Source organism: Streptomyces nogalater (genome assembly GCF_039532885.1).
GTDB lineage: Bacteria > Actinomycetota > Actinomycetes > Streptomycetales > Streptomycetaceae > Streptomyces > Streptomyces nogalater.
This window is the reverse complement of sequence record NZ_BAAASM010000005.1, coordinates 1-22,058: the sequence shown is the minus strand read 5'-3', so window position 1 is coordinate 22,058 and position 22,058 is coordinate 1. Positions and strand designations below refer to the sequence as shown.

Annotated in this window: 16 protein-coding genes and 1 pseudogene; 8 read left to right on the top strand and 9 right to left on the bottom strand. The window is 72.9% G+C overall.

The window, feature by feature from the left end:
* The first annotated feature begins 16 nt into the window (after positions 1-16).
* Positions 17-2,194, top strand: a complete 2,178-nt coding sequence (locus tag ABD350_RS05570) for a 3-hydroxyacyl-CoA dehydrogenase NAD-binding domain-containing protein (RefSeq protein WP_344346620.1) — start codon at positions 17-19, stop codon at positions 2,192-2,194.
* A gap of 162 nt (positions 2,195-2,356) precedes the next feature.
* Here ABD350_RS05570 and ABD350_RS05565 read toward each other — a convergent pair.
* Positions 2,357-3,043, bottom strand: a pseudogene (locus tag ABD350_RS05565) (MerR family transcriptional regulator); the annotation flags it as partial.
* Between the two features lie 218 nt (positions 3,044-3,261).
* Here ABD350_RS05565 and ABD350_RS05560 point away from each other — a divergent pair.
* From ABD350_RS05560 to ABD350_RS05550, 3 genes are read left to right on the top strand one after another with little or no spacing between them, the layout of a single operon-like run.
* Positions 3,262-4,728, top strand: coding sequence for an amino acid permease (locus ABD350_RS05560; protein ID WP_344346618.1), 1,467 nt, complete (start codon positions 3,262-3,264; stop codon positions 4,726-4,728).
* A gap of 42 nt (positions 4,729-4,770) precedes the next feature.
* The gene (locus ABD350_RS05555; RefSeq protein WP_344346617.1) at positions 4,771-5,028 is read left to right on the top strand and encodes a macro domain-containing protein; all 258 of its coding nucleotides are present in this window, start codon (positions 4,771-4,773) and stop codon (positions 5,026-5,028) included.
* On the top strand, positions 5,025-5,942 hold the full coding sequence (locus tag ABD350_RS05550) for a PfkB family carbohydrate kinase (protein ID WP_344346616.1): 918 nt from the start codon (positions 5,025-5,027) through the stop codon (positions 5,940-5,942). Before ABD350_RS05555 ends, ABD350_RS05550 begins: the two co-directional genes overlap by 4 nt.
* 52 nt (positions 5,943-5,994) lie before the next feature.
* On the opposite strand, the gene ABD350_RS05545 is transcribed toward ABD350_RS05550, so the two are convergent.
* Entirely contained in the window at positions 5,995-7,482 is a 1,488-nt protein-coding gene (locus tag ABD350_RS05545; RefSeq protein WP_344346615.1) for a M1 family metallopeptidase, read from the bottom strand.
* A 179-nt stretch (positions 7,483-7,661) separates the two neighbouring features.
* Between ABD350_RS05545 and ABD350_RS05540 the strand changes: the two genes are divergently transcribed.
* The gene (locus ABD350_RS05540) at positions 7,662-9,608 is read left to right on the top strand and encodes a Xaa-Pro dipeptidyl-peptidase (RefSeq protein ID WP_344346613.1); all 1,947 of its coding nucleotides are present in this window, start codon (positions 7,662-7,664) and stop codon (positions 9,606-9,608) included.
* Between the two features lie 405 nt (positions 9,609-10,013).
* Here ABD350_RS05540 and ABD350_RS05535 read toward each other — a convergent pair whose 3' ends face one another.
* On the bottom strand, positions 10,014-10,928 hold the full coding sequence (locus ABD350_RS05535) for an FAD-dependent oxidoreductase (protein WP_382466805.1): 915 nt from the start codon (positions 10,926-10,928) through the stop codon (positions 10,014-10,016).
* Positions 10,929-11,061: 133 nt separating this feature from the next.
* On the opposite strand from ABD350_RS05535, the gene ABD350_RS05530 reads away from it, so the two are divergent.
* On the top strand, positions 11,062-12,702 hold the full coding sequence (locus tag ABD350_RS05530; RefSeq protein ID WP_344346610.1) for an ABC-F family ATP-binding cassette domain-containing protein: 1,641 nt from the start codon (positions 11,062-11,064) through the stop codon (positions 12,700-12,702).
* Here ABD350_RS05530 and ABD350_RS05525 read toward each other — a convergent pair.
* The 4 genes from ABD350_RS05525 to ABD350_RS05510 all read right to left on the bottom strand — a co-directional run bounded on the left by ABD350_RS05525 (position 12,699) and on the right by ABD350_RS05510 (position 16,960).
* Positions 12,699-13,274, bottom strand: a complete 576-nt coding sequence (locus ABD350_RS05525; protein WP_344346609.1) for a DinB family protein — start codon at positions 13,272-13,274, stop codon at positions 12,699-12,701. The genes ABD350_RS05530 and ABD350_RS05525 overlap by 4 nt on opposite strands.
* A gap of 85 nt (positions 13,275-13,359) precedes the next feature.
* Positions 13,360-15,801: a Tex family protein gene (locus tag ABD350_RS05520; protein WP_344346608.1), complete on the bottom strand. Its 2,442-nt coding sequence runs from the start codon at positions 15,799-15,801 to the stop codon at positions 13,360-13,362.
* Between the two features lie 106 nt (positions 15,802-15,907).
* A complete protein-coding gene (locus ABD350_RS05515; RefSeq protein ID WP_268253357.1) occupies positions 15,908-16,039 on the bottom strand; it encodes an LPFR motif small protein in 132 nt (43 codons plus the stop codon).
* Positions 16,040-16,204: 165 nt separating this feature from the next.
* On the bottom strand, positions 16,205-16,960 hold the full coding sequence (locus ABD350_RS05510) for an enoyl-CoA hydratase/isomerase family protein (protein WP_344346606.1): 756 nt from the start codon (positions 16,958-16,960) through the stop codon (positions 16,205-16,207).
* Between the two features lie 280 nt (positions 16,961-17,240).
* Between ABD350_RS05510 and ABD350_RS05505 the strand changes: the two genes are divergently transcribed.
* On the top strand, positions 17,241-17,735 hold the full coding sequence (locus tag ABD350_RS05505) for an ATP-binding protein (RefSeq protein ID WP_344346659.1): 495 nt from the start codon (positions 17,241-17,243) through the stop codon (positions 17,733-17,735).
* A 9-nt stretch (positions 17,736-17,744) separates the two neighbouring features.
* On the opposite strand, the gene idi is transcribed toward ABD350_RS05505, so the two are convergent.
* On the bottom strand, positions 17,745-18,338 hold the full coding sequence (idi, locus tag ABD350_RS05500; protein WP_344346605.1) for an isopentenyl-diphosphate Delta-isomerase: 594 nt from the start codon (positions 18,336-18,338) through the stop codon (positions 17,745-17,747).
* Between the two features lie 302 nt (positions 18,339-18,640).
* Positions 18,641-19,582 carry a cation diffusion facilitator family transporter gene (locus ABD350_RS05495; RefSeq protein WP_344346604.1) on the bottom strand — a complete coding sequence of 314 codons (942 nt, stop codon included), beginning with the start codon at positions 19,580-19,582 and terminating at the stop codon, positions 18,641-18,643.
* A 580-nt stretch (positions 19,583-20,162) separates the two neighbouring features.
* On the opposite strand from ABD350_RS05495, the gene ABD350_RS05490 reads away from it, so the two are divergent.
* Positions 20,163-21,992 carry a DUF5941 domain-containing protein gene (locus ABD350_RS05490; protein ID WP_344346603.1) on the top strand — a complete coding sequence of 610 codons (1,830 nt, stop codon included), beginning with the start codon at positions 20,163-20,165 and terminating at the stop codon, positions 21,990-21,992.
* The last annotated feature ends 66 nt before the right edge of the window (positions 21,993-22,058 follow it).

Sequence of the window (22,058 nt, the reverse complement as noted above, 5' to 3'; positions counted from 1 at the left end):
AACGGAGACGACTGTCATGACCGAGAGCACCACCATCCGCTGGGAGCAGGACGACACCGGTGTCGTCACCCTCGTCCTGGACGACCCCGACCAGTCCGCGAACACCATGAACCAGGCGTTCCGCGACTCCCTCGCCGCGATCACCGACCGGCTGGAGGCCGAGCGGGACTCCCTCCGCGGCATCATCCTCACCTCGGCCAAGAAGACCTTCTTCGCCGGCGGCGACCTGCGCGACCTCGTCCGGGTCACCCCCGGCACCGCACAGGAACTGTTCGACGGCGGCCTCGCCATCAAGCGCAACCTGCGCCGCATCGAGACCCTCGGCAAACCGGTCGTCGCCGCGATCAACGGCGCGGCCCTCGGCGGCGGCTTCGAACTGGCCCTCGCCTGCCACCACCGGATCGCCCTGGACACCCCGGGCACCCGGATCGGCTGCCCGGAGGTCACCCTCGGCCTGCTCCCCGGCGGCGGCGGAGTGGTGCGCACCGTACGCCTGCTGGGCATCGCGGACGCCCTGCTGAAGGTGCTTTTGCAGGGCACCCAGTACAACGCCCGGCGCGCCCGGGAAAACGGCCTCGTCCACGAGGTGGCCGAGACCCCCGAGGAACTCATCGCCAAGGCCCGCGCGTTCATCGACGCCCACCCCGAGTCCCGGCAGCCCTGGGACACGCCGGGCTACAAGATCCCCGGCGGCACCCCGGCCCACCCGAAGTTCGCCGCCAACCTGCCCGCCTTCCCGGCCAACCTGCGCAAGCAGACGAACGGCGCCCCCTACCCGGCCCCGCGCAACATCCTCGCCGCGGCCGTCGAGGGCTCCCAGGTCGACTTCGAGACCGCCCAGGTCATCGAGGCCCGCTACTTCGTGGAACTCGCCGCCGGGCAGATCTCGAAGAACATGATCCAGGCGTTCTTCTTCGACCTCCAGGCGGTCAACTCCGGCGCCAACCGGCCGAAGGGCGTCGAGCCCCGCCAGGTGCGCAAGGTGGCCGTCCTCGGCGCCGGCATGATGGGCGCCGGCATCGCCTACGCGTGCGCCCGCGCGGGCATCGACGTCGTCCTCAAGGACGTCTCCGCCGAAGCCGCGGCCAAGGGCAAGGCGTATTCGGAGAAGCTGTGCGCCAAGGCCGTCGCCAAGGGCCGCACCAGCCAGGAGAAGGCCGACGCGCTGCTCGCCCGGATCACCCCCACCGCGGAGACGGCCGACCTCGCGGGCTGTGACGCGGTCATCGAGGCCGTGTTCGAGGACACCGCCCTGAAGCACAAGGTGTTCCAGGAGATCGAGTCGGTCGTCGCCCCCGACGCGCTGCTGTGCTCCAACACCTCCACCCTGCCGATCACCACGCTCGCCGAGGGTGTCGAGCGCCAGGCCGACTTCATCGGGCTGCACTTCTTCTCACCGGTCGACAAGATGCCGCTGGTCGAGATCATCAAGGGCGAGCGCACCGGCGAGGAGGCGCTCGCGCGCGCCTTCGACCTGGTCCGGCAGATCAACAAGACCCCGATCGTCGTCAACGACTCGCGCGGCTTCTTCACCTCCCGGGTGATCGGCCACTTCATCAACGAGGGCGTCGCCATGGTCGGCGAGGGCATCGAGCCCGCCTCCGTGGAACAGGCCGCCGCCCAGGCCGGCTACCCCGCCAAGGTGCTCTCCCTCATGGACGAGCTGACCCTCACCCTCCCGCGCAAGATCCGCGGCGAGACCAGGCGGGCCGTGGAGGAGGCCGGCGGCACCTGGACCGCGCACCCGGCCGAGGCGGTCGTCGACCGCATGGTGGACGAGTTCGGCCGCACCGGCCGCAGTGGCGGCGCCGGCTTCTACGACTACACCGAGGACGGCAAGCGGGCCGGGCTGTGGCCGGGGCTGCGCGAGCACTTCACCAGGCCCGGCCACGAGATCCCGTTCCGGGACATGCAGGAGCGCATGCTCTTCGCCGAGGCGCTCGACACCGTACGCCTGCTGGAGGAGGGCGTCCTGACCTCGGTCGCCGACGCCAACATCGGCTCCATCCTCGGCATCGGCTTCCCCGGCTGGACCGGCGGTGTGCTCCAGTACATCAACGGCTACGAAGGGGGCCCGGCCGGCTTCGTGGCCCGCGCGCGCGAGCTGGCCGAGCGCTACGGCGACCGGTTCACCCCGCCCGCGCTGCTCGTGGCGAAGGCGGAGAAGGGGGAGACCTTCACCGACGCCCGCTGAGCCGGTTCACCCGGACGGCGTGCCCCGGGACTCCGCCCCCGGGGCCGCCGCGCCGTCCGCGCCGTCCATGCCGTCCGCCCAGGCCCCGCCGTCCGCTTCGCCGGGGCCGCCCGGGTCCGCGGCCTTGTCCGCGCCGCCCCCTCCCGCCGGGCGGTCCGTCCCGTCCAGCCACCGGCGCAGCTCCTCCCGCAGCGACCGCTGGAAGGTGGTGAGCAGCGCCTGGACCACGAGGGGGTGCATATGGGCCGACAGGGACCTCACATCCCGGGTGTCGCGTTCGGCCACCGCCTCGCGCAGCAGATCCGACAGCTCGTGCGCCGCCGCCCGCGCGTGGCCGGTCAGAACGGTCCGCGCGGCCAGGATCGTCTCCTGCGCCAGCGGCACGTCCAGCAACTGCACCGCGAGCCGCAGCAGACCGCCGTCCACACGGAAGGACTCCCCCTCCCGTGTCACCACGTTCATCGCGGCCAGCCGGTCCAGGTCCGCCCCGGCCAGCCGCCGCCCCGCCCGCCGCTCCAGCTCCGCACGGGAGACGGTCTCCACGGTGTCCGGCGCCCAGGAGGCGACCACGGCCCGGTGGATCGCCAGATCGTGCGGGCCGAGATCGGCCGGCAGCTGCCGCAGATGCCGCTCGATCGCGGCGAGCGTCATGCCCTGGTGCTGCATCTCCTCGATCAGCGCCAGCCGGGCCAGGTGCTCGCGGCCGTAGTGGCCCACCCGACGCGGCCCGATCACCGGCGGCGGCAGCAGCCCCTTGGTGCCGTAGAAGCGGACCGTGCGGACCGTGACGCCCGCCCGCGCGGCCAGCTCGTCGATCGTCAGGGTGGGCTCCCCGGTGTCGGTCGTCATGTACAGCAGTATCGCTGTCTCACCAAAGGTGTGAAACCCGTGGGGCGCCCCGGCCGGAGGTGTGAGAAGTTCCGCTCTGTGACGTGGATCACCGCCTATCGCCGGTGTGTCTGGGAAGCTGCTGCCTTGGTCTGTGCCGCGAAAAGGGTGGTGCGGGCCAAGACCTGCACGAACCCCGGACCCATGAGGCCCGGGCGCACCAGGAAGTGAAACCACCCGTGAGCAAGGACGCCGTGCAATCGGCACAGGCCACCACCCACCCCCAGGTGGCCCAGACGCCCGCGGACGCGGGCGACGCCGGATACAGCAAGGACCTCAAGGCCCGCCACGTCAACATGATCGCCATCGGCGGCGCCATCGGCACCGGCCTCTTCCTGGGCGCCGGCGGCCGCCTGCACAACGCCGGTCCGGCACTCGCCCTGGCCTACCTGGTCTGCGGTGTCTTCGCCTTCTTCGTCGTGCGGGCCCTGGGCGAGCTGGTCCTGTACCGCCCGTCCTCCGGGTCCTTCGTGTCGTACGCGCGCGAGTTCCTCGGCGAGAAGGGCGCCTATGTCGCCGGCTGGATGTACTTCCTGAACTGGTCGACCACCGGCATCGCGGACATCACCGCGATCGCGCTCTACACGCACTACTGGAGCATGTTCACCTCCATACCCCAGTGGGTGCTGGCGCTGATCGCCCTCGCCGTCGTCCTCACCGTGAACCTGATCTCGGTGAAGATCTTCGGCGAGATGGAGTTCTGGTTCGCGATCATCAAGGTCGCCACCCTCGTGGCCTTCATGCTGATCGGCATCTTCCTGCTGGCCACCCAGCACGACGTCGGCGGCAGCAAGCCGGGCCTGAGCGTCATCACCGACCACGGCGGTGTCTTCCCGCACGGTGTGATGCCGGTCGTCCTGGTCATGCAGGGCGTGATCTTCGCCTACGCCGCGCTGGAGCTGGTCGGCGTGGCCGCCGGCGAGACCGCCGAGCCGGAGAAGGTCGTCCCGCGCGCGGTGAACTCGATCATGTGGCGGGTGGGCCTGTTCTACGTCGGCTCGGTCGTGCTGCTCGCCCTGCTGCTGCCCGGTTCGGTGTACTCCGCCGACCAGAGCCCGTTCGTGACCGTGCTGTCCAAGATCGGCGTTCCGGCGGCCGGTGACGTGATGAACCTGGTCGTGCTGACCGCGGCCATGTCCTCGCTGAACTCCGGCCTGTACTCCACCGGCCGCATCCTGCGCTCGATGGCCATGGCCGGCTCGGCGCCGAAGTTCACCCGCGTGATGAGCCGCAGCCAGGTGCCCTACGGCGGCATCCTGCTGACCTGCGCGGTCTGTGTGCTCGGCGTCGTCCTGAACTACCTGGTGCCCAGCAAGGCCTTCGAGATCGTGCTGAACGTCGCCTCGCTCGGCATCATCAGCACCTGGGTGATCATCATGATCTGCCACGCGATCTTCGTCCGCCGCGCCCGTGCCGGCCTGGTCACCCGGCCGCACTTCCAGCTGAAGTTCAGCCCGGTCACCGAGATCGCCACCGTCGTGTTCCTGCTGGTCTGCCTCGGCATGATGTGGAACGACGAGGAGGTCGGCCGCAAGACCCTGCTGCTGATCCCGCTGATCGCCGTCATGCTGGTCGTCGGCTGGTTCGGCATCCGCCGTCAAGTGGCCAAGGACGCCGCTCTGGCCTCGTCGGAGCCGCAGAAGTAGCGGCTCGGCGCCACTGTCAGTGGCATCGCCTACGGTGTCGTCATGTCGGAGATCGCGTACGTCCGGGGTGACGCCACCGTGCCGTCCGCCAAGGACGCCAAGGTGATCGCAGCCATCGACACCGCCCTCGCCCGCCTCGCCGACGACGTGCTCCGGCTCGGCGCGTCCGTGCCCATGCCCCGGATAGGCTGCGGTCTGGCGGGCGGGAAGTGGTCCCGCACAGAGCCGCTCGTCGCCGGCCGGCCGGCGGCACGGGGCATCGCCGTGACGGTGTACGACCACGGGGAGGGCGGGGCATGACCGCAGCGACGGACATCGGCGAGGTGCTGGTGCTGGGCGGGGCCGGGGTGGACACGATCGTCCGGGTCCCCGAGCTGCCGCTGCCGTACGCCGACAGCTACATGATCGACTCGGGGATCCGCACCCGCGCCGGACAGACCGGTGACTTCGTCGCCCTCGGGCTGGCTGCCCTGGGCCTGCGCACCCACCATCTCGACTTCCTCGGCGACGACCCCGAGGGCGACCTCGTCCGCGCCCTGCACCGCGAGCACGGGATCGCCCTCACCGCGCTGCCGCAGCCGGCCGGGACCAAGCGGGCGGTCAACCTCGTCGGCCCGGACGGCCGCCGCCTGTCGCTGTACGACACCACCCGCGCCCACCCCGGTGACCGCTTCCCCGAGGCCACCCTGCGGGCGCTGGCCGCCACGAGCCGGCATGTGCACGTGACCATCACCCAGCCCGGCGCCCACGCCCTGCCCGTGCTCCGGGAGACCGGCGTGCCGCTCTCCACGGACCTGCACGACTGGGACGGCGAGAACCCGTACCACGAGCCGTTCGCGTACGCGGCCGACATCGTCTTCCTGTCGGCCGCCGCCCTCGCCGACCCCGAGCGGACCATGCGGCGCATCGCCGAGCGCGGCCGTGCCGGGACCGTCGTCGCCACCGCCGGCGCCGAGGGCGCGTACCTGCTCGCCGACGGCGCCCTGACCCGGATACCGACGGCGGAGCCGCCCGCGCCCGTGGTGGACTCCAACGGCGCGGGCGACGCCTTCGCCGCCGCGTTCCTCTACGGCCGGCTCGCCGGCGAGCCACCCGAGCGCTGCGCCCGGTACGGCGCGATCGCGGGCGCCCACGCCTGCACCGTCCCGGCCGACCGCGCGGACGCGATAGACCGGGAGGAACTGCTGCGACGGGCGACCGCACCGACCCTCTGAGGCACCGGGAACCGAGCCCCCGAGGCTCCGGTACCCGAGCCCCGGAGCCCGCTCAGTGCTGGTGCACCTCGTTCGTCGCCTCGATCTTCTTCCACGACTTCGGCTGCGCCACCGCCGTACCCGTCTTCACCAGGGCGCGGGCCGACGGCGCGACCGGCTTCGACGGCTGGAACAGCCAGGTGTCGAACAGCGCGGCCAGCGGCTTGCCGGACACCCGCTCGGCGTACCGCTGGAAGTCGGCCACCGAGGCGTTGCCGTAGGCGTGCTCCTTCGGCCAGCCCTTCAGGATCGCGAAGAACGCGTCGTCGCCGATCTCGTTGCGCAGCGCCTGGATGGCGAGGGCACCCCGGTCGTAGACGGCACCGGCGAACTGGTGGTCCGGACCGGGGTCGCCCGGCGCGATCGTCCAGAACGCGTCGTCGGCCGGGTGCGAGGCGTACACGTAGTCGGCCAGCTCCTGCGTGGTGCCCTCGCCCTCGTGCTCGGACCACAGCCACTGCGCGTACCGGGCGAAGCCCTCGTTGATCCAGATGTCCTTCCAGCCCTTGACCGACACGTAGTCGCCGTACCACTGGTGGGCCAGCTCGTGCACGACAAGGGAGGTGTTGGTGCCGTTCGCGAACTGCCGCGGGCTGTAGTAGACGCGGGACTGCGTCTCCAGCGCGTACCCGGTGGTGGTGTTCGGGACGTAGCCGCCGGCCGAGGAGAACGGGTACGGCCCGAAGTAGTCGCTCAGCCAGTCGACGATCTCCCCGGTGCGCTCCACGCTGGCCCGCGCGGCGCCCTCGTGGTCGCCGAGGTCCTTGCTGTAGGCGTTGACGACGGGCACCCCGCCGTCGGAGGTGCTGGTGGTGATGTCGAACCGGCCCAGCCCGAGCGTGGCCAGATAGGTGGCCTGCGGCTTGTTCTGCCGCCAGTTGTAGCGGGTCCAGCCCAGCCTCGAACTGGTCGACTGGAGCGTGCCGTTGGAGATGGCCTGGGTGCCGTCCGGGACGGACACCGACACGTCGTAGGTGGCCTTGTCGGTCGGGTGGTCGTTGCTCGGGAACCACCACCAGGCGGCCTCGGGCTCGTTGGCGGCCACCCCGCCGTCGGGGGTGCGGTGCCAGGAGGTGAAGCCGTAGGCGCTCTTGGCCGACGGCACCCCGTGATAGCGGACCACGATCGTGACCGGCGTGCCCTTGGGCAGCGGGGTCTTCGGGGTGACGACCAGCTCGTGCTCGCCGGAGGTGGTGAAGGCGGCCCTGGTGCCGTTGACCCGCACCTCGCTCACGTCCAGCAGGAAGTCCAGGTCGAAGCGGGACAGGTCCTGGGTGGTCTTCGCCAGGATCGTCGCCGTGCCCTGCAACTCGTCCGTCTTCGGCTGGTATTGCAGCCTCAGGTCGTAATGGGAGACGTCGTAGCCGCCATTGCCGTAGTACGGGTAGTAGGGGTCGCCGATGCCCGGTGCGCCAGGGGTGTAACTCGCGGCCGATGCCGGGATCGCCAGCAGGACGGAGGCCGCCGCCAATGCGCCCGGCGCGATGATTCTGCGGTGCACGTCAGCTCCAAGTCGTCAGGACCACGGGTCCAGTCGGAAAGGCTCTGTTCCGCAGCCTATTCATTTCCTGTGGCCCCTGCCCTGTCCATGGCACCCGCTGTCACATGATCGCCATTCAGCCGTCACGCGGCCCGGAGAGTCCTCTTTCTCCGGGGAGTCGACCGGAGTACCGTCCGCGCATGCCGACACGCACGCGCTCCGCGATCCGCAGAACGCTCGTCATCGCCGCCGCCACCACCCTGACGGCCCTCCTCCCCGCCCCGGCCGGCGCCCGGCCCGTACCCCGCGAGAGCACCCCCGTCTACTCCTACGCCCAGGCGATCCGCGAGTCCGTATGGGTGGACACCGGGTCCGACGAGGACGGCGACGGGAGGAACGACCGCGTCGCCGCCGATATCGTCCGGCCCGCAGAACCCGCCCGGCAGGGCCGCAAGGTGCCGGTCGTCATGGAGGCCAGCCCCTACTACTCCTGCTGCGGGCGGGGCAACGAGAGCCAGCTCAAGACGTACGACGCCCAGGGCCGCGTCGACCGGATGCCGCTGTTCTACGACAACTTCTTCGTACCGCGCGGCTATGCCTTCGTCGGCGTCGACCTCGCCGGCACCAACCGCTCCGACGGCTGCGTGGACATCGGCGGCCCCTCCGACATCGGGTCCGCGAAGGCCGTGATCGACTGGCTGAACGGCCGCGCCACGGCCTACACGAGCCGCACCGGCGGCACCCCGGTACGGGCCGGCTGGACCAACGGCCGCACCGGCATGATCGGCAAGAGCTGGGACGGCACCGTCGCCAACGGCGTCGCGGCCACCGGCGTCAAGGGGCTGAAGACCATCGTCCCGATCAGCGCCATCTCCTCCTGGTACGACTACTACTTCGCCCAGGGCGCCCCGCTCTACGACGGCGGCCCCGACCGGCTCGCCGACCGCGTCGAGAGCGCCGGCGCGCGCGCCCACTGCGCGGCCGTACAGCGCAGACTGGCGGAGGGCAGTCCGCGCAACGGCGACTGGACCCCGCTGTGGACCGAGCGGGACTACGTCAAGGACGCGGCCAGGGTCCGGGCGAGCGTCTTCGCGGTGCACGGCACACAGGACCTCAACGTCCGCACCCAGCACCTGGGTCCATGGTGGGACGCCCTCGCCCGGCACGGCGTCCGGCGCAAGATCTGGCTGTCCCAGACCGGACACGTCGACCCGTTCGACTTCCGGCGCGGCGCCTGGGTGGACACCCTGCACCGCTGGTTCGACCACGAACTCCTCGGCTACGACAACGGCATCGACCGTGAGCCGATGGCCGACGTCGAACACCACCCCGACCAGTGGGCCACCACCCCCGTGTGGCCCCCGGCCGGTACCCGCGCCACCGTGCTGCACCCGGCCCCGGGCCGCCAGGCGGGCGTCGGCACGCTCGGCTCGCACCGGGCCCACGGCACCGCGGTCTTCACGGACGACCCGCGGCTGAGCGAGACCGACTGGGCCGCCCACGCCACCGTGGCCACGCCCGAGAAGGCGGGTTTCGTCACCGCGCCCCTCTCCCGCGCGCTCCGCCTGGCCGGATCCCCCGAGGTGACGGTCACCGCCACCCCGTCCACGTCCTCCGCCCACCTGTCCGCCGTCCTGGTCGACCTCGGTCCGGACACCATCCGCGACTACGCCGACCCCGCCGAGGGCATCTCCACCCTCGCCGAGCGCACCTGCTGGGGGGAGAGCACGGCCGGGGACAGCGCCTGCTACAAGGAGACCCGGGCCAAGACCGCGGCCGTCGGCTACACGGTGGTCAGCCGCGGCTGGGCCGACCTCGGACACCACGCCTCGGCGGCGAAGGGCGTCCCGCTCACCCCGGGCAAGGCCTACACGATGACCCTCCGGCTCGGGGCCACCGACCATGTCGTACCCGCGGGGCACCGGCTGGCGCTGATCGTCGCGGGCACGGACGAGTACCTCGTCGAACCGCCGTCCACCCGGCCGACACTCACCGTGGACCTGTCCCGTACGACGGCGAAGGTGCCGCTGGTGGGCGGGGCGGACGCGTTCGCCCGGGCCACGTCCGGCGGGGCGGGGGTTCCCGCGCCGGTGGTGCGGGAGGGGGTGGGGGCGCCGCGATCCGGTCCGCACCTGCCGGCCGACTGACGATTCGGGGACCTGGGGGCGGGTAGCGGGTCGTTGTTCGGGTGCGGGTGGTTGTGGGGTGGGTGGCTGGTCGTCGTGTTCGGGTGCGGGTTGTCGTGGGTCGGGCGCGCAGTTCCCCGCGCCCCTGGGGAGTTGCCGCCCGGCTCGCTCGAAACGCCGGCCCCGTTTCCGCTCGGCTGTACCGCCGGCCCTCGCTCGCGCCCGGTCGAGCCGTCGGCCCTCGCCCCCGCTCAGCCGAACCGTCGGCCTCGGGTTACGCCCAGTCGGACCGTCGCCTCTCGCTCCCACCGGACCACCGGGCCCCGCTCACGCCCGGTCGGCCGGTCGAAACGTCCGGCCCGCTTCCGTCGGCCGCTCGTTCCGGTCGGTCGGGAAACCCTCCCGCTCACTGCCCGTAGCGAGCGCTCAGGGGGTGGGAGACGCCAGCCCGGCCGCTTCCCGTGCGCAGCCCCACGCCACCGTGACGCCGGCGCCGCCGTGGCCGTAGTTGTGGACCAGGACGCGTCCGTCCGGCAGGAGCTGTCGCTCCAGGCGTACCGCCGGCCGGGCCGGGCGCAGGCCCACCCGGTGGGCGAGGATCCGGGCGCCGGCGACTTCGGGCTGGACCGACGCGCAGCGGGCGACGATCGCCGAGGCGGCCCTGGGGTCCGGCTCCAGGTTCCAGTCGTCCTCCTCGGCCGTACCGCCCAGCAGGAGCCGGTCCGGCTGCGGGATGACATACGTGGACGCGGCCGAGGAGTCGTCGACGGCGGTGAACCATTCCGTGACGCCCGGGTTCTCCACCACGACCAGCTGCCCGCGCACCGGACGCACCGCGGGGTCCGGCACCAGCCGACGGGCGCCGAGCCCCGCGCAGTTGACCACCACGGCGGCGGGCACGGCCGCCAGGTCGGTCACCTCACGGAGTTCCACCGTGCCCCCCGCCCGCTCCAGCCGCCGCCGCAGCCACGCGAGATGCACCGGCATGTCGGCCACCGGCAGCCGTGCCGCCAGCCCTCCGGCCACCGCCCGCAGTCCCGCCACCCGGCCCGCCCAAGCGTCCAGCTCCGCGAGCCGGGCCCCGTGGTGGACGCCGTCCACCAGGCGTACCCCGGTTTCCTCCGGCCGTGCCGCCAGTTCCTGGTAGACGCGCAGGGATTCCAGGGCCCACGCCCCGACCAGCGGCCGGGGTTCGATGCGGTACGGCCACCACAGGCCGCCGGCGACCGCCGAGGTGGTCCGCTCGGCCGGCTCCCGCGCCCACACCCGTACCCGTCGCCCGGACTCGGCCAGCAGCACGGCCGTCGTCAGCCCGGCGACCCCGCCTCCGACCACGATCACTTCGTCACTCGGCTCAGTGTCCACGCCAGGACGATAGGCCCCTCGGCCCAGCCCGGGACCGCAGGCCCCTCGGTCCGGCCCAGGACCGCGGGGGCGGGGGCGGGTGCGGGCCGCCGTTAGGATCGGCGTCCTGATGACTGCCACCCTCGTTGCCAAGAATCTCGCCGCCGGACACGGTGACCGGCCCCTGTTCTCCGGGCTGGACCTGGTCGTCGCGCCCGGCGATGTGATCGGGCTGGTCGGCGCCAACGGCGCGGGCAAGTCCACCCTGCTGCGGATGCTCGCCGGACTCACCCAGCCCGAGCAGGGTGAACTGAGGCTGTCCCCGCCGGGCGCGACCGTCGGCCATCTGCCGCAGGAGCCGGAGCGCCGGCCGGGCGAGACCGTCCGGGAGTTCCTGGCCCGCCGTACCGGTGTCGCCGCCGCCCAGCGGGCCATGGACGAGGCCACCCAGGCGCTGGTCGACGGCGCGCCGGGCGCCGACGACGCCTACGCCACCGCCCTGGAGCGCTGGCTCGGCCTCGGCGGCGCCGACCTGGAGGAACGCGCGGAGGAGGTCGCCGACTCCCTCGGCCTGGCGGTGGACCTGGAGCAGCCGATGACCGCCCTGTCCGGCGGCCAGGCGGCCCGCGCCGGCCTCGCCTCCCTGCTGCTGTCCCGCTACGACGTCTTCCTCCTGGACGAGCCCACCAACGACCTCGACCTGGACGGCCTGGAGCGCCTGGAACGGTTCGTCACCGGACTGCGCGCGGGCACGGTCGTCGTCAGCCACGACCGCGAGTTCCTCACCCGCACGGTCACCAAGGTCCTCGAACTCGACCTCGCCCAGCGGGAGATCAACCTGTACGGCGGCGGCTACGCGGCCTACCTGGAGGAGCGCGAGGTGGCCCGCCGGCACGCCCGCGACGAGTACGAGGAGTACGCCGACAAGAAGGCCGCCCTCCAGGACCGCGCCCAGATGCAGCGGACCTGGATGGACAAGGGCGTGAAGAACGCGCGCCGCAAGGCGGGCGGCGACAACGACAAGATCGGCCGCAAGTTCCGCAGCGAGGCCAGCGAGAAGCAGGCCGCCAAGGCCCGGCAGACCCAGCGCATGATCGAGCGTCTGGAGGTGGTCGAGGAGCCCCGCAAGGAGTGGGAGCTGCACATGGAGATCGCCTCCGCCCCGCGGTCGGGCGCGGTCGTGGCCACCCTGCGGGACGCCGAGGTACGGCGCGACGGCTTCACCTTCGGACCGGTGTCGCTCCAGGTCGACTGGGCGGACCGGATCGCGGTGACGGGCGCCAACGGCGCGGGCAAGTCCACCCTGCTCGGCGCCCTGCTCGGCCGGATCCCGCTCGATGCGGGGCACGCGGCGCTCGGCTCCGGAGTGCTGGTCGGCGAGGTCGACCAGGCCCGGCGGCTGTTCCACGGCCCCGAGACCCTGCTGGACGCGTTCCGCGCGGCCGTGCCCGACACCGAGCCGGTGGAGGTCCGCACCCTGCTGGCCAAGTTCGGCCTGAAGTCGGACCACGTCCTGCGGCCCGCCGAGACCCTCTCGCCGGGCGAACGCACCCGCGCCGCCCTCGCCCTGCTCCAGGGCCGCGGCGTCAACCTCCTGGTCCTGGACGAGCCCACGAACCACCTGGACCTGCCCGCCATCGAGCAGCTGGAGTCGGCCCTCGACGCGTACGAGGGGACCCTGCTGCTGGTCACCCACGACCGGCGCATGCTGGACGCGGTCCGGGTGACCCGGCGCCTGGAGGTGGCCGACGGCAAGGTGACGGAGCGCTAACGGCCGCCCGCCGCCGCTTCCTTGGCCGCTCGTTCGACCCGGCCGTAGTGGTCCGGGTCGTGGGGCGCGACGTTGAGACCGTCCGGCCGCTGGCCCACGGCCCCGTCGATCAGCTCGCGCACGATGTCGGCGTGACCGGCGTGCCGCTGGGTCTCGGCGACCATGTGGGTCAGCGTCCGGTGCAGCGTGATCTCCCCGGGCGCGCCCGGCACCCGGCCGACCGCGTCCAGGGGAAGCGCCGCGATGGTCTCGTCCGCGTGCGCGCAGGCCCGCCGGTACCGCTCGGTGATCTCCTCGCGGGTCTCGTCGGCCCGCGCCCACAGGTCCGAGTCCGGTGCGGCGTCGCCCGTCACCCACAAGGGCGTCCCGGCGAAGGGCCGGCCGAAGGTCGCGCCGAAGTACAGGGCCTCGGCCCCGGCCAGGTGCTTGACCAGGCCGAGCAGATTGGTGCCGGTGGGCGTCAGCGGGCGGCGGATGTCGTACTCCGCGAGGCCGTCGAGCTTCCAGAGCAGCACATCGCGCGCGTCCTGGAGGTACACCTGAAGGTCGGCTTTGGGATCTGATCCTGTCATGGGACGAGTCTGACGATCGGATGATCCTTGTCCACGGATTATCCGGGGCCGGACGGAGCCACCGCCCGGCCCCGGAGTCGTCGTATCAGCGCTTCTTCGGGTCCAGCAGTCCCGCGCGGCGCAGGGCGTCCGCCATCGCGCTGTTCGCGGGGGCCGGAGCCTGGCGGCCGCCCCGGTCGCCACCGCCCCGGCCCTGCCGCCGGTCCTGGCCACCGCCCTGCCGCTGCCCCTGGCCGCCGTCCTGCCGTCGGCCCTGTCCCTGGCCACCGCCCTGCCGCTGCTGGGGCGGGCGGGCACCGCCGCGCTGAGGCCGGCCGCCGCCCTGTTCCTGCGGGGCCGCCTCGTCGTCCAGCCGCAAGGTCAGGGCGATCCGCTTGCGCGGGATGTCCACGTCCAGGACCTTCACCTTGACGATGTCACCGGGCTTGACGACATCGCGCGGGTCCTTCACGAACGACTTGGACATGGCCGACACGTGCACCAGGCCGTCCTGATGGACGCCGATGTCCACGAACGCGCCGAACGCCGCCACGTTCGTCACCACGCCCTCCAGGACCATCCCGGTGGACAGGTCGGAGATCTTCTCCACGCCCTCCTTGAAGGTGGCCGTCTTGAAGGCCGGACGCGGGTCGCGGCCCGGCTTCTCCAGCTCCTTGAGGATGTCGGTGACGGTCGGCAGACCGAAGGTGTCGTCCACGAAGTCGGCCGGCCTGAGCGAGCGCAGCACCCCCGTGTTGCCGATGAGGGACGCCACTTCCCGGCCCGTGGTCTTCACCATGCGGCGCACCACCGGGTATGCCTCCGGGTGCACGCTGGAGGCGTCCAGCGGGTCCGTGCCGCCCCGGATGCGCAGGAAGCCCGCGCACTGCTCGTACGCCTTCGGACCGAGCCGCGCCACCTTCTTCAGCTCCGCGCGGGAGGTGAAGGGACCGTTGGCGTCCCGGTGCGCCACGATGTTCTCGGCCAGCCCCGCGGAGATGCCCGACACGCGCGACAGCAGCGGCACGCTCGCGGTGTTGACGTCCACGCCGACGCCGTTCACACAGTCCTCGACGACCGCGTCCAGCGAGCGGGACAACTTCGCCTCGGACAGGTCGTGCTGGTACTGGCCGACACCGATGGACTTCGGGTCGATCTTCACCAGCTCGGCCAGCGGGTCCTGCAGCCGCCGAGCGATGGACACCGCGCCCCGCAGCGACACGTCCAGGCCGGGCAGCTCCCGCGAGGCGTACTGCGACGCCGAGTACACCGACGCGCCCGCCTCGGACACCATCACCTTGGTGAGCTTCAGCTCCGGGTGCCTGGCGATGAGTTCACCGGCAAGCTTGTCGGTCTCGCGGGAGGCCGTGCCGTTGCCGATCGCGACCAGCTCGACCGCGTGCTCCTTCGCCAGCCGTGCCAGCGTGGCGATCGCCTGGTCCCACTTGTTGGCCGGCACATGCGGGTAGATCACGTCCGTGGCGACGACCTTGCCGGTGGCGTCGACCACGGCGACCTTCACCCCCGTACGGAAACCCGGGTCGAGGCCGAGCGTGGCGCGGGTGCCGGCCGGAGCGGCCAGCAGCAGGTCCCGCAGGTTCGCCGCGAACACGTTCACCGCCTCGTCCTCGGCGGCCGTGCGCAGCCTGAGCCGCAGATCGATGCCCAGGTGGACCAGGACACGGGTGCGCCAGGCCCAGCGGACCGTGTCCGTCAGCCACTTGTCGGCCGGGCGGCCCCGGTCGGCGATCCCGAACCGCGACGCGATGACGCCCTCGTACGACGACGGTCCCTCGGTGGGCTCCTCCGGTTCCAGGACGAGGTCGAGGACCTCCTCCTTCTCCCCGCGCAGCATTGCCAGGATCCGGTGCGAGGGCAGCTCGGTGAACGGCTCGGCGAAGTCGAAGTAATCGGCGAACTTGGCGCCCGCCTCCTCCTTGCCCTCGCGCACCTTCGAGGCGAGCCGCCCGCGCACCCACATGCGCTCGCGCAACTCGCCGATCAGGTCGGCGTCCTCGGCGAACCGCTCGGTCAGGATCGCGCGGGCACCCTCCAGCGCGGCCTGCGGATCGGCCACGCCCTTGCCGGCGTCCACGAACGCGGCGGCCGCGGCCCGCGGTTCCGCCGTCGGATCGGCCAGCAGCCCGTCCGCGAGCGGTTCCAGACCCGCCTCGCGCGCGATCTGCGCCTTGGTGCGCCGCTTGGGCTTGTACGGCAGGTAGATGTCCTCCAGCCGCGCCTTGGTCTCGGCGCCGCGGATCCGCGCCTCCAGTTCCCCGGTGAGTTTGCCCTGCTCCCGCACCGACTCCAGGACCGCGGTCCGCCGGTCCTCCAGCTCCCGCAGATAGCGCAGCCGCTCCTCGATGGTGCGCAGCTGCGCGTCGTCGAGCATCTCGGTCGCTTCCTTGCGGTAGCGCGCGATGAAGGGCACCGTCGAGCCGCTGTCCAGCAGCTCCACCGCGGCCTTGACCTGCCGCTCCCGTACGCCGAGTTCCTCGGCGATCCTGCCTTCGATGGACCCTGCTCCGAGGGACCCGGGTGTGGTCACGATGCCGTACCGCCTTCTCCACTGAGGTTGCGCGGCAATTGTGGCAGGTGGCACCGACAACCGGGGATCAAGGGCGGTGCCCGGCGGGGCGCCGGGCCCGGGTGTGTCAGGCCCGGCTGCCGCGCGCGGTGGACGAGGCTCCGCCGAACAGCCGGGCGAGCGCCCGGAACGGCAGCGTGACCACCGTCGCGACGGCTCCGCCGATCTGCCGCAGTACGTCTGCGAGGGCACGGAACACGGCACGGTCTCCTCTCGTCGGGGAACTCCGCACACCGGGTACCTCGCAACGGCCCGGGAAACCAGGGGAGGGGCGAACGAGCCCCCGGGGAGGGAGCCACGGCCGTGAGGCACGGCCGGGTGGCAACGGCCCGCGGACCCGGGACCGGACGTCCGCGGCGGCCCCTCAGCCGGATCCGGACGTCGTCCAGGTGAAGCGCGGCTGCCTGCGCTCCAGGAACGCGGCGACCCCCTCCGCCGTATCGCCGCTCCCGCGCGCCCGCGCCGCCCAGTGAGCGTCCCGGTCGGTGCGGCCGGCCGCGAACTCCTTGGCGGCGGCCTGGGTGAGCTGCGAGCGCGACACCAGGACCCGGGTCAGCTCCGCGGTCCGCTTGTCCAGTTCCCCCTCGGGCAGCACCTCGTCCACCAGGCCGGTGCGCAGTGCCCGCCCGGCGTCGATCAACTCGGCCGTGAACAGCAGGTACTTGGCGGTGGCGGGGCCGACCAGGGACACCAGCCGGCGGGTGGAAGAGGCCGGGTAGACGATGCCGAGCCGCGCCGGGGTCACCCCGAACAGCGCCCCTTCCTCCGCCAGCCGCAGATCGCAGGCCGCCGCCAGCTGTGTCCCGCCGCCCACACAGTGCCCGCGCACCGCGGCGACGGTCGGCTTGGGGAACGCGGCCAGGGCCTCCTCGGCCGCCACCGCGAGATGCTGTGCCTCCTCCGGCGAGCCCTGGAGCGTGGAGATGTCGGCGCCCGCGCAGAAGGTGCCGCCCTCGCCGGTCAGCACCAGCGCCCGCACGTCCGGGTCGGCCGCGAGGGTGTCCAGCAGCGGGGGCAGGGCCCGCCACATCGCCGCCGTCATGGCGTTGCGCTTGGCGGGATGACGGATCACCACGGTGGCGACGGAGTCGGCGACGTGAGGGGACAGCTGGGGGTCCATGCGGCGGATCGTAGCGGAGGCGCAGCGGGGCGCCGCGGGGGAGAGCGGGTGGCACCGCCGGAGGGAGCGGGCGGCACCGCCGGGCAAACCCGTACAACCCGACTAATTCGCGAACCGGCGCCCGGAGAACAGGAACAGTCCCGCCCGCGACCAGGTCAGGCGCGGTCGGTCAGAAAGCGTTCGATACCCGCCGACTTGTGTTCAGGACTCCGGACGGCGGCGCACCGTTACCAACACTCGACGTGTGGTGACAATCGAGCGCGAGGACGGCGACCGGACGATGGACGACCACGGGCGCGGGGACGGTCCGTGCCCGGCGGAGGGCGGCGAGCGGCCGCCGGGCCCGCTGCCGTACGAGGGCGTCTGGCGGTTCACCGCGGCCGCGGTGGACGCCTCGGTGCCGCAGGCCCGGCACGCGGTACGGGACCTGCTGCTGCGCCAGGGCGTGCCGGCCTCCGACGACCTGGTGCACGGGCTGCTGCTGATCGTCACCGAACTGGTCACCAACGCGGTGCGGCACGCGGCGCTCCTGTCGCCGGTACTCGCCGTGGAGGTGGCCGTCGGGGCCGAGTGGGTGCGGGTGTCGGTGGAGGACAACCACCCCTACCGCCCCACCGCCCTGGAGGCCGACCACGGCCGGACGGGCGGGCGGGGACTGCTCCTGGTCCGCGAGGTGGCCCGGGAGGCCGGCGGGGTGGTCGACGTCGAGCACACGGCGAGCGGCGGCAAGGTGATCTGGGCCGCCCTGCCGCTCAAGCCCCCGGCGCTGCCGTAGCGGGCCGGGTCACCAGCCGGCGGTCGGGCCCGTCAGCTCCCTGATCGCCGGCCGGGCCGCGTCCAGGACGGTCATGAACCAGGCCGAGAACGGGTCCCGGGCGTGCCGCTCGGTCAGCTCGTCCGGCGTCACGAAGACGGTCTCGCCGACCTCCTCCGGGTCCGGCGCGGGCGGCGCCTGCACCAGGCCGACGAACAGGTGGTTGTACTCCTGCTCCACCAGGCCCGAGGCGGGGTCCGGGTGGTTGTAGCGGACCGTGCCGGCCGCCGCGAGCAGCGACGGCGACACGCCCAGCTCCTCGTGGGTGCGCCGGGCCGCCGCCGCGAACGGCGCCTCGCCCGGGTACGGGTGACCGCAGCAGGTGTTGGACCACACGCCGGGGGAGTGGTACTTGCCGAGCGCCCGCTGCTGGAGCAGCAGCCGCCCCCGCTCGTCGAAGAGGAACACCGAGAACGCCCGGTGCAGCCGCCCCGGCGGCTGATGGGCGGCGAGCTTCTCCTCGGTGCCGATCGTCACACCGTTCTCGTCGACCAGTTCCAGCAAGATCGCCTCTGCGGTGTCCTCCGACGAGCCGTGCGTCGCGGTGGCGGGTGTGATCGGCATACGCATCCTTCGCTTCGGTCCCAGCATCCCAAGTCTGCCGTACGGGTCCGGCGCCCCGGGCGCGCCCCGCGTCTCCGCGCGGCGCGGCACCGGGCACCTGACCCGGTAGCCCATCGTGCCCGCAGCCCGCCCCCGGAAACCGGCCGGGGCACGCGGACGGCGGGATGCGCCGGAGGGCGGGGCGTGCCGGACGGGGGAGGCACACGACCGGAAGGCTGTACGGCGAGGCACGCGACCGGAAGGCTGTACGGCGAGGTCCGGCCGAGCGGTGCCGCCGAGCGATGCGACCGGCCCCCGTGCCGTCAGTGGCAGAGCCGTACCTCGTGCTCCGCGTGCCCGCCCGGCTCCAGCTGGAACGTGCAGTGCTCCACGTCGAAGTGGTCGCCCAGGCAGCCCTGGAGTTCGTGCAGCATCTTCTCGTTCCCGATGGCGTTCAGCACCTCGGAGCTGACCACCACGTGCGCCGACAGCACCGGCATGCCCGAGGTGATGGTCCAGGCGTGCAGGTCGTGCACGTCCTCCACGCCGTCCAGCGCCAGGATGTGCGCCCGCACCTGCGCCATGTCGACGCCCTTGGGGGCCGCCTCCAGCAGCACGTCCAGCGTCTCGCGCAGCAGCTTCAGCGTGCGCGGCACGATCATCAGCCCGATGACCAGGGAGGCGACCGGGTCCGCCGCCTGCCAGCCGGTGGCCAGGATCACGGCCGCCGACACCAGTACCGCCACCGAGCCCAGCGCGTCGGCGGCCACCTCCAGGAAGGCGCCGCGCACGTTCAGGCTCTCCTTTTGCCCGCGCATGAGCAGCGCCAGCGAGACGGAGTTCGCGACCAGGCCCACCAGACCGAACACGATCATCAGCCCGCCCCGGGTCTGCGCGGGCTCGACGAACCGCTGGACCGCCTCGTACAGGACGTATCCGCCGACCCCGAGCAGCAGCAGACAGTTGGCCAGGGCCGCGAGGATCTCGGCGCGCGCGTAGCCGAAGGTGCGGTTGGTGCTCGGCGGGCGGCCCGCGAAGTGGATCGCGAGCAGCGCCATGCCGAGGCCGACCGCGTCGGTCGCCATGTGTGCCGCGTCCGCGATCAGCGCGAGCGAGTCCGCGGCCAGCCCGCCGACGATCTCCACGACCATGACCGTGAGCGTGATGCCCAGCGCGGCGCGCAGCCGGCCGCGGTACGCGGCCGTGGCCGTACCCGGGGCCGGCGCGTGGGAATGCGCATGCCCGTGGTCATGCCCTGCGCCCATGACTACCGCCTTCCGTTCGCCTGTCCGGAGGGCCAGTGAACTACGGGTGGGGGGTATTGGCAACGCGGCACTGAACACCGTTGTCATGTGCCTTGACCTGCGGAAACGCTGCGCAGGTCAGCGTGCTGCCGGTTCACTCGCCGTAGCACGCCGCTGACCGGTGGCCCTCCGCCGCGGAGCCTCCTCGGCGAGGCGCCCGTCACGACCGGTCTCCGGATACACCCCGATGGACGTGACGCATGGCACCCCCGGCGGAACGGCCCGGCGTCACCGTCACCCGGCGTGCCGGTCCACCCGGCGTCCTGATCGCTCGGCGTCCCGGCCAACCGCCTCACGATCGCCCGGTGTCCCGGTTGCCCGGGTCTGCTCCATGGGTTTGTGGGCGGGGCCCCGGATCACCGATGATGATCGCGGCAAAGGCCGGGTCAGCCCCGGTGGGCCGGGCCGTGAACGGCCGGTGAACGCGGGCTCCGGCCCATCCGATAGCCTCTGCCGACATGCCGCCCGGGTGCCGCAGGCCGGGGCGCCCCACCATGCAGCAGACCGGCGCCGGGCGCCGGCACCCAGGGAGTGAGTTCGGTTGTCGACCGCCATCGTCACCGGTCAGCCGGTCCCCGGATCGTCACTGGAGAACGATCTGCGGTCCCTCGGCTTCGACGTGCGCGTGGCCGCCGACGCCGCCGAGGCGCAGACCCTGCTCGCCGCCGTGCCGGCCGACCGGCGCGTGGCCCTGGTCGACGCCCGCTTCGTGGGCCACCCGCACGCCCTGCGCCTCGGCCTGACCGACCCGCGCTTCCCGCTCGCCGCCGTACCCGGCGCCGTCACCGCCCAGCCCGCCGCCCGGCAGGCCCTCACCCGGGCCGTGGCCCGCGCGGCCTCCGCGCACGCCGGTACGGCCGCCCGCCCCACCGGGGGCGGCGCCCCCGCGCCCGCCGCGGACAGCCTCGCCGACCGCGTCGCCACCGCCCTGGGAGACGACGGCGGCGCGGTGCACCGGCCCGAGCTGGGCAGCCTGGTGGCCACCGTGCCGGACGGTCCGCGGGCGCTGGACGAGGCCCGGCGGGCCGTCGCCGCCGTCGACGAGGAGGCCGTGCGCCTGAAGTCGGCCGTGAAGTCCCGCGACGGCTTCTTCACCACGTTCTTCATCAGCCCCTACTCGCGCTACATCGCCCGCTGGTGCGCCCGCCGCGGCCTGACCCCGAACCAGGTCACCACGGCCTCGCTGCTCACCGCGCTGATCGCGGCCGGCTGCGCGGCGACCGGCACCCGCGGCGGCTTCGTCGCGGCCGGCGTGCTGCTCATCGCCTCCTTCGTACTGGACTGCACCGACGGCCAGCTCGCCCGCTACGCGCTGAAGTACTCCACCCTCGGCGCCTGGCTGGACGCCACCTTCGACCGGGCCAAGGAATACGCCTACTACGCGGGCCTCGCCCTCGGCGCGGCCCGCGGCGGCGACGACGTCTGGGCGCTCGCCCTCGGCGCGATGGTCCTGCAGACCTGCCGGCACGTGGTCGACTTCTCCTTCAACGAGGCCAACCACGACGCCACCGCCAACACCAGCCCCACCGCCGCCCTCTCCGACAAGCTCGACAGCGTCGGCTGGACGGTCTGGGTGCGCCGCATGATCGTGCTGCCGATCGGCGAGCGCTGGGCGATGATCGCGGTCCTCACCGCGGTCACCACCCCGCGCATCACCTTCTACGCCCTGCTCGTCGGCTGCGCCCTGGCCGCGGCGTACACCACGGCGGGCCGGGTGCTGCGCTCGGTGACCCGCAGGGCCCGGCGCACCGACCGGGCCGCGCGGGCCCTCGCCGACCTCGCCGACTCCGGCCCGCTGGCGCACGCGGTCGGCCGGGTGTTCCGGCGCGGCCTGCCCGGCTTCGCCGTGCCCGCGGTCGCCCTGCTGGGCGGCGCGGCGGTCGTGGCCTGCTCGGCCCTCACGGACTTCGGCGGCGCCCTCCCGGTGGCCGGGGCCCTGGTGTACGTCCTGACCTCGGCCCTCGCCGTGGCCCGCCCGCTCAAGGGCGCCCTGGACTGGCTGGTCCCCCCGCTGTTCCGGGCCGCCGAGTACGGCACGGTCCTCGCCCTCGCCGGTAAAGCGGGGGTGAACGGAGCCCTTCCCGCCGCTTTCGGGCTGGTGGCGGCCGTCGCCTACCATCACTACGACACGGTGTACCGCATCCGCGGCAACGCCGGAGCGTCCCCGGCCTGGCTGGTGCGCGTCATCGGTGGGCAGGAGGGGCGGACACTGCTCGTCGCCATCCTGGCCGCCGTGCTCACCGCCGCGCAGTTCAAGGCCGCGCTCACGGTTCTCGCCGTGGCCATCGCCCTGGTGGTGCTCGTCGAGAGCGTCCGCTTCTGGGTGTCCGCCGGGGCGCCCGCCGTACACGATGAAGGAGAAACCGCATGATCGGCCTTGTGCTGGCGGCCGGCGCCGGACGGCGTCTGCGCCCCTACACCGACACGCTGCCCAAGG